Source organism: Acetobacter sp. DmW_136 (assembly GCF_008690365.1).
Taxonomy (GTDB): domain Bacteria; phylum Pseudomonadota; class Alphaproteobacteria; order Acetobacterales; family Acetobacteraceae; genus Acetobacter; species Acetobacter oryzifermentans.
In genome coordinates this window covers 1-824 of the sequence record NZ_VHON01000045.1, presented here as the reverse complement: position 1 = coordinate 824, position 824 = coordinate 1, and the positions used below count along the sequence as shown (strand labels likewise).

The following is an 824-nucleotide window of genomic DNA, read 5'->3' as shown; positions in this document are numbered from 1 at the left end:
TTAGAGCCTGATCCGAAAGTTTTTGAACAATACCAGCATGTTGTGATTCATTCGTCTTTGCGAAGAGATGGAGTGAATAGTGGCATGGACTGGTATTGCCCGACACGAACATAGCCGGGAGGGATTGCGATATCCATCGGATATGACGGATGCCGAGTGGGCTTTGATTATGCCGTTCGTGCCCCCGGCGAAACGGGGCGGACGGCCTCGCACGGCGGATATGCGCGAGGTTGTAAACGCGATACTCTATATCGCCTCGGGTGGGTGTGCGTGGCGTCTGCTGCCGAAATGCTTTCCACCGGTCTCGACCGTCAGGCGCTACTTTTACGCATGGCGTGATGCCGGACTGTTCGAAGCGATGAACACGGTACTGGTCATGAACCTGCGGGAGATCGAAGGGCGTGAGGCCTCCCCGAGCGCGGGCGTGATTGATAGCCAGTCGGTGAAAACCACGGAAAGTGGTGGAATTTCCGGTTATGACGCTGGAAAGAAGGTCAAAGGTCGCAAGCGCCATATTCTGACGGATACCTGCGGCTTCCTGATCTTCCTCCTTGTTCATGCCGCTGACATTCAGGATCGTGACGGGGCTGTCGATGTCCTGGCGGCAATACGCAGGCGCTTTCCCTGGCTGCGCCACATCTTCGCCGATGGCGGCTATGCCGGTAATAAACTGCGATCCGCGCTCGCCAGCATGGGAAAATGGACGGTCGAAATCATCAGGCGATCAGACACAGCCAAGGGCTTTGAAATCCTGCCTCGCCGCTGGGTGGTCGAACGAACATTCGCCTGGCTCGGTCGCTGCAGGCGGCTCGCCAAAGACTGGG

General features: G+C 57.3%; 1 protein-coding gene. It reads left to right on the top strand.

Features of this window, described 5'->3' with window-relative positions; genetic code table 11:
- Positions 1-76: 76 nt before the first annotated feature.
- A partial coding sequence (locus FKW31_RS13630; RefSeq protein WP_150178811.1) for an IS5-like element IS1031D family transposase occupies positions 77-824 on the top strand: 748 nt, incomplete at its 3' end.